The organism is Arsukibacterium ikkense (assembly GCF_000987775.1).
Lineage (GTDB): Bacteria > Pseudomonadota > Gammaproteobacteria > Enterobacterales > Alteromonadaceae > Alishewanella > Alishewanella ikkense.
Genome location: NZ_LAHO01000028.1, coordinates 1 through 5,538 on the forward strand (window position 1 = coordinate 1; position 5,538 = coordinate 5,538).

Annotated in this window: 7 protein-coding genes and 4 tRNA genes; 4 read left to right on the forward strand and 7 right to left on the reverse strand. The window is 48.0% G+C overall.

Translation table 11 applies throughout. The features are described 5' to 3' along the window. The 4 genes from WG68_RS18730 to WG68_RS18745 form a co-directional block, all read right to left on the reverse strand. Positions 1 to 73, reverse strand: a tRNA-Pro gene (locus tag WG68_RS18730). Positions 74 to 95: 22 nt separating this feature from the next. Next, positions 96 to 171: transfer RNA gene (locus WG68_RS18735), tRNA-His, on the reverse strand. A 25-nt stretch (positions 172 to 196) separates the two neighbouring features. Continuing rightward, positions 197 to 273: transfer RNA gene (locus tag WG68_RS18740), tRNA-Arg, on the reverse strand. A 33-nt stretch (positions 274 to 306) separates the two neighbouring features. Continuing rightward, positions 307 to 383, reverse strand: a tRNA-Pro gene (locus tag WG68_RS18745). 188 nt (positions 384 to 571) lie between these two features. Here WG68_RS18745 and folD point away from each other — a divergent pair. Next, positions 572 to 1,432 carry a bifunctional methylenetetrahydrofolate dehydrogenase/methenyltetrahydrofolate cyclohydrolase FolD gene (gene folD, locus WG68_RS18750; RefSeq protein ID WP_046559251.1) on the forward strand — a complete coding sequence of 287 codons (861 nt, stop codon included), beginning with the start codon at positions 572 to 574 and terminating at the stop codon, positions 1,430 to 1,432. A 165-nt stretch (positions 1,433 to 1,597) separates the two neighbouring features. On the opposite strand, the gene WG68_RS18755 is transcribed toward folD, so the two are convergent. Continuing rightward, on the reverse strand, positions 1,598 to 2,044 hold the full coding sequence (locus tag WG68_RS18755; RefSeq protein WP_046559252.1) for an NUDIX hydrolase: 447 nt from the start codon (positions 2,042 to 2,044) through the stop codon (positions 1,598 to 1,600). Between the two features lie 125 nt (positions 2,045 to 2,169). Here WG68_RS18755 and WG68_RS18760 point away from each other — a divergent pair, with 125 nt between their 5' ends. Beyond that, positions 2,170 to 2,394 carry a hypothetical protein gene (locus WG68_RS18760; protein WP_046559253.1) on the forward strand — a complete coding sequence of 75 codons (225 nt, stop codon included), beginning with the start codon at positions 2,170 to 2,172 and terminating at the stop codon, positions 2,392 to 2,394. A 447-nt stretch (positions 2,395 to 2,841) separates the two neighbouring features. Here WG68_RS18760 and WG68_RS18765 read toward each other — a convergent pair whose 3' ends face one another. Continuing rightward, complete coding sequence (locus tag WG68_RS18765) at positions 2,842 to 3,249, reverse strand: VOC family protein (RefSeq protein WP_046559254.1); 408 nt, start codon at positions 3,247 to 3,249, stop codon at positions 2,842 to 2,844. A gap of 448 nt (positions 3,250 to 3,697) precedes the next feature. Here WG68_RS18765 and WG68_RS18770 point away from each other — a divergent pair, with 448 nt between their 5' ends. Both WG68_RS18770 and WG68_RS18775 read left to right on the forward strand, forming a co-directional pair. Further along, positions 3,698 to 4,309, forward strand: a complete 612-nt coding sequence (locus WG68_RS18770; protein WP_046559255.1) for a hypothetical protein — start codon at positions 3,698 to 3,700, stop codon at positions 4,307 to 4,309. 4 nt (positions 4,310 to 4,313) lie between these two features. Continuing rightward, complete coding sequence (locus WG68_RS18775) at positions 4,314 to 4,664, forward strand: hypothetical protein (RefSeq protein WP_152663156.1); 351 nt, start codon at positions 4,314 to 4,316, stop codon at positions 4,662 to 4,664. Between the two features lie 120 nt (positions 4,665 to 4,784). On the opposite strand, the gene WG68_RS19695 is transcribed toward WG68_RS18775, so the two are convergent. Then, on the reverse strand, positions 4,785 to 5,538 hold a 754-nt coding region (locus WG68_RS19695), incomplete at its 5' end, for a hypothetical protein (RefSeq protein WP_161796376.1).

Here is a 5,538-nt window from a genome sequence, read left to right on the forward strand (position 1 = left end):
CGGTGATGCAGGATTTGAACCTGCGACCCCTTGGACCCAAACCAAGTGCGCTACCAAGCTGCGCCAATCACCGACAATAAAAACTCAGGGGAAAATGGGGTGGATGATGGGGTTCGAACCCACGACAACCGGAATCACAATCCGGGGCTCTACCAACTGAGCTACAACCACCACTGAAACTGTTTTGCGCTTGTTATGGCGCGCCCGATAGGATTCGAACCTATGACCCACGCCTTAGAAGGGCGTTGCTCTATCCAGCTGAGCTACGGGCGCAAAATCGAAAGCCCTACCAAGCTATAAAATGAATGGTCGGTGATGCAGGATTTGAACCTGCGACCCCTTGGACCCAAACCAAGTGCGCTACCAAGCTGCGCCAATCACCGACATTGCTGCACTGCTGCAACGGGGCGGAATATTAACGCTCGCCACCTAAGGCGTCAAACCTTTTTTTGCAATATTCAACCGATTGCTGATTATTTGAACCTTTATTGCTATTAACAGCTCAGGATGGAGTTCTGGCGGCGGCTGTGCGAAAATAACGCCATTAAAACGTGACAGAGAATTCTCCAGCATGACAGCACAAATTATTGATGGCAAAGCAGTAGCACAGGCAACTAAAGATAAAGTCGCCGCCCAGGTGCGGGCACGGGTCGCCGCCGGTAAAAGAGCGCCAGGATTAGCTGTAGTTTTGGTAGGGCTGGATCCCGCGTCACAAGTTTATGTTGGCAGTAAACGTAAAGCCTGTGAAGAAGTGGGCTTTCATTCGGTATCTTATGACCTGCCGTCAGACACCACTGAGCAGCAACTGGCCGATCTGATAGATAAACTGAACCACGACACTACCGTAGATGGCATTCTGGTGCAGCTGCCGTTACCTGCGGGTTTAGATTCATCCGCCATACTAGAGCGGATAGCCCCGCATAAAGATGTCGATGGCTTTCACCCATACAATATTGGCCGGCTGGCACAACGCATGCCAGCCCTGCGTTCCTGCACGCCCAAAGGCATTATGACATTACTGCAAAGCACCGGCGTTAACGTCAAAGGCATGGATGCAGTGGTGGTTGGCGCGTCGAATATCGTTGGCCGGCCAATGGCGCTGGAGCTGTTACTGGCCGGTTGCACCACCACGGTATGCCATAAATTTACCCGTAACCTCGAAGCTCAGGTACGCCGTGCCGATTTACTGGTAGTCGCGGTTGGCCGGCCGGAATTTATCCCAGGCGACTGGATAAAACCCGGTGCGCTGGTGATCGATGTCGGCATTAACCGGCTCGACAGCGGCAAGCTGGTAGGCGATGTGGAATACGGTGCAGCAGTAAAGCATGCCCGTTATATCACCCCGGTGCCGGGCGGCGTAGGCCCCATGACAGTGGCCAGTTTAATAGAAAACACCCTGGAAGCCTGCGAGCTGTATCACGATAAGCACTAAACCTGGCCAACAGCGGATCTTTTTGCAACCGACGGAGCCTGGCAACCATAATGACAGATGAAGCAGTCTATTTTGCTGATGGACAGCAAACTGGCGCTCGCATAGATGGGCTTGATAATCATTTGTTAGATTTGAATCTTCCTATGTAGAGCATGCTATTTATTTCTACAACATATTATTTTGGTAGGCGTGACTTAGCCCTTGAGCAAACCAATCAGTATTATGTTCTGCTGAAAAACCTGGATTGTTAATACACTGATTAAAACTCAGGCTTTGTAAAGCGGCAAAAGGCTCATCATATATGTTGAGGCGAGGTGGGGACACTCGAGTCCTGATTGCATCTTCTACACTAAAAACCTCAAACACAACAAAATCAACTCTTTGACCGTTCAACATTAAGGCAAAAGAATTTACGACGTCTTGTATCAATAAGTTAATTCCGGTTTCTTCCCTAACCTCTCTTATCGCAGCAGTGTGAACAGTCTCGTTTGGATCTATGGTACCGCCCGGCAGGTGTAAGCCAGTCCGCATACGCGGTCGTCTTCCGGATCTACCGCCGCGCCCAACAAGAATATCCCCGTTACCACGTATTATTGCATAGACTTTTGCCATAACTATCGCCTCTATTTTGCCTGGATATAATGACTCCCCAAGAGGTGCTTACCTCCGATTTTGTGGGTTAATTTTGCAACCAGAGTCATACTGTATTTGTTGAATACACAATACCCCAGGTTAACATGATTAACAATAGCGTAACCTTCATTCACTTAGATACAGACAAAGACTTCTTTGACGTGGCAGAGATTGAAAACAATCGTGAGGCAAACCGGTCAGCCTTGGCAGCACCAGCCACGCCGAACAGGACACGCACAACTGAACACGCAAGAGGTACTGTCGCGCTGGACCAGTCTGCACAAGGGGACTTTGCTGGTGCAGTGTTATTTGGCAAGCAACACGCTTAACACCGCCGAGCTGTACACTGTACACGTACCGGCTTCTAACCTGAAGTCTGGAAAGTCTTGTCTGAGCCTGTCGTAAAAGACACATCAGGCGCTACCCTAACCCGCCTTATAGTTGCTTATCGCGGCTTATCGCCATTCTTCGTCATAATGCTCCCGGCATAAAAACATCAACATCTGTAATGAATGGGGCTATTGCTCACATCTTTCTGCTATGCCCATTTTTTGTTGTGTTCCCGGTTTTCCTTTGTTGTGCCTGCCCTACAGTCCTCTGGCTGGCGATGTGCGCTCCGCCTACTCAGACTCTGTCGAGTCTACGCCCCTAGCCACCACCCGATGATGCTCATGCATCTCGATGGCCGCCTTCAACAGCCCGACGTATCCAAGCCCCAACATCAGCACACCGAAGCTGACTTCCTTAAGAATGCCGCCCTTGAAAACGATAAAGCTTTATTCTGCCGGAACAGCTGCCGGAGCCATCCAGAACGGTTCCCAGATATGGCCATCTGGATCGGCAAAACTGCGGCCGTACATAAAGCCGAGTTCCTGTTTCGGGTTAATGTCGGCTGTACCGCCGTGCGCAGCAGCCGAGCCAGTCATAGCGTCAACTGCTTCCGGATTCTCGCACGCCAGCGCCAGCATTACCTCGCTTGATGTCGTTGCCGGAATGGGCCTGGTAGTGAAACTCCTCCACTTATCGTGGGTTAACAGCATCACGTTAATCTCTTTGCTCCAGACCATGCAAGCAGCGGTTTCATCGGTAAAATGTCGGTTATTGTTAAACCCCAACTCTGTGTAAAACGCTATTGATGCCTTCAGGTCCTTTACCGGCAGGTTAACGAAAATCATGCGACTCATACTGTATCTCCATAGCGTGGTTAAAGTGTAGCCAGGTCGGCTGGCTGTTTCTAATCGTATAACAACAGATGAATTCGACAAGTGTGCGTTAATTTTTTAACAACAATAGTGAAGCTGTCGGCTCAGTGTTAGCAAACTGCAGTGTTAGGGTGAAACTAGCAGCATGAACTGGAGCGGTTAACCCAGAACTTTGTCACCGGCAATGTAAGACTACCCCACCTGCCTGATGACTTATAGGTACAGCCTTCTACAGGGAAATATCAGCTAACTTGGCAGACATTGACTCCAAAGTTAAAGCATACAAAAACCGCTAGCCGGCGGATTTTTACAACAAAGTGGTAACAATTTATTGCTAAATTTTCATTTTTATTTATATTGATTCTCTTGTGTAATAAGACATGCAGTTTCTACAAGGGATAACCTATTCACATAAATGGAGTGACTAACTATGCAATCAGAATACGCAAGCCCAACGTCTACCAGATTATTACCCGCTCAACGCAAGGAACTTGAAAACAAATGCCACAATCGTTTCAATTGGTCTGATGGTGGGCATTGGATTGGCTCAGGAAAACAACCAAATTGTTTTATCAAAAATGAAATTTCTAACTCCAAATCTCATACTTACCTTTTTGAAACAGATGCCGCTGCTACCGCTTGGAACCTTGAGCATGAAAAAGCAATCAGATATACAGGCCATTTAGCTACAGCAGGTCTAACCGTCGCCGCCACCTTACTTACAAGTGGTATGGCTGCAATTGCCATTGGCACTATAGTGGCGATCACTAAAGATGAACTCCAGGCTGCTGTTGATTATCCAAGAATGGCTCGTGGTTGGTCGTTTGAAATGATATTTGAACATAACTTTAAATGGTCACCGCATCCTTGGGGGCAAAAAGGGCTAACACAAAAAATCACTCTGATTTCTCGCGACTTTGAAGGTACGATTGTCAGAGAATCATCTGCCACCCGAAAATATCAACTATCAGAATTACCAGATGGATTAGCACGTGCAATTGCAAGTGCTCCCTCAATAAAGACGACATCAACTTATGCATAAATTTATGGCACAAATAAAGAATATGGTTGCTCTAACCCTATTCGCTTTAGTCTTATCCTCTTGCAGTAATGCCAGCGAGAGTGATGATATTTTCGGCCGCTGGGTGATGACCGAAGTGGTTTATGATGATGGCAGTGTCAATCAGCTGGAAGCCGGTAATTTTGTTGATATAAATGCGGATACGATAACAGAAGTTATTAAAGATCACGGCAGCAGACAGTACCCCTACACCAGGCAAGACAACGTGCTTACGTTAACTGCGGATGATGAGCAGATTACCTGGCAAATACTCAGCGAAGCCACTCATCGTTTAGAAGTTGCTACGCCGATAGGAAAATACAAGTTAACTCGCTGAGCAATCGACAGGCAATCGTGATGACAGATGGCGCAGCGTAGCTTGCTGATGGACAACAGACTGGCCGCTAATGCGGCCAGAAGAGTGGCTTTACCTAGTAACTCTGAAAAGGCTCGTGTGTTAGAGCTCATTTCGCAAGAACTCGGCTAACTGCTTAAATGGGATATGCCGCTTCCCGCACACAATTATGTCATCAAGAAACCGAACTGGACGCTGCTCTTTCTTATAAAGGTGCGCGAAAGCATGATTGCAAACATCAAGTGCCTTAACTAAATCGGTTCTATCCACGCGGGCTGGAAGTAGATTGAACTTCACAATGCGTGTGCGCGGAATTCTTGCATTTGTGCCAGGCAAGGCCTTTAGATGGTGCGAACCCGGCATGAGTTTCGACTTCCGGTATGTCCGACCGCCCGCAGCGGGAAGCGTGTATTCGACTTCCCACATGTGATTGTGTGCAAGCGCATTCCTAAGTTCAAAGAGTTCACGAACGTGGGAGTGACGCCTGTACCGTAGCGTTTCTTTCAAGTACTTTACGGGAACTTCGTTTAGTTTCATGTTTGGCTTCGACTTTAGAAGGAAATAGCGGTCTCGCTGAAGCATCGACTCGATCATTGCAACTATTAACAAGATTGCGGCGGTGGAATATCCGTTCTCATAGAAATTGGCGCTGACGCGGTCGCCAGCTTGATAGCCACGCGCAGCCAGTTTTGCAACAAAGTCAGCAACTGGCTGCTGCAGGTGCGGCGCAACAACCGATATTATGGTATCAGTTTGAGTCAGTCGCGTTCCCATATGCTCTACCTTCTTTTTATACGGATGCACTCTGTGCAGTCCGACATCAAAAATTTGATACTCATTGAGCCTTCTCCCCCAG